This is a genomic window from Pseudoalteromonas sp. GABNS16E, assembly GCF_028598715.1.
GTDB classification, from domain to species: Bacteria; Pseudomonadota; Gammaproteobacteria; order Enterobacterales; family Alteromonadaceae; genus Pseudoalteromonas; species Pseudoalteromonas atlantica.
Genome location: NZ_JAQREZ010000148.1, coordinates 1 through 705 on the forward strand (window position 1 = coordinate 1; position 705 = coordinate 705).

A 705-nucleotide genomic window follows, 5' to 3' on the forward strand; every position below is an offset into this window, starting at 1 on the left:
GGTTGGAGCACGATATACTGGCTTTAAGTCGGCCATGAACGCCTTTTGATTTTTAGAGGCAACATACTTCATTGAATTGCGTATCTGATGAACAATACATAATTGAACTTCAGTCTCTGGAAAAATACATAATTGAACTTCAGTCTCTGGAAAAATAGTTCTTATCGCCTCAGGAAACCCAGTTAGCCCATCAATACAGGCAATAAGAATATCTTTAACTCCACGATTATTTAAATCGGTAAGCACAGACAACCAATAATTAGCCCCTTCATTTTCAGATAAGTGAAGACCAAGTATCTCTTTCTTACCGTGAATATTTAATCCCAATAACGTATAAACAGCTTTACTGATATAGCGCCCATCTTCTTTGACTTTATAATGAATAGCATCAAGCCAAACAATAGGGTAATGACTGTCTAGTGGTCTCTGTTGCCATGCTTTAAGCTCTGGAATTAGTTTATCGGTAATGGCGCTTATGGTGCCTGAGGCAACGTTCATACCGAACATATCTTCAATGTGTTTATTAATATCCCGATAACTCATCCCCATACTGAACATGGATAGAATTTTTGAGTCTATTTGGGGTTCTAGGGATTTTCCCCTCTAAAGTAACATAGAACGCTACAGGTATTATATTATATGGTCTGTGGCGGTGGGTTACCTTCCAATATTCTGCCATCTTATATAAACACCATCAATCATATT

At 37.4% G+C, this 705-nt stretch carries 1 pseudogene; it reads right to left on the reverse strand.

What is annotated here, in order from left to right:
- Nucleotides 1-591: pseudogene (locus PSI06_RS21055) on the reverse strand (IS256 family transposase); the annotation flags it as partial.
- Nucleotides 592-705 lie beyond the last annotated feature (114 nt).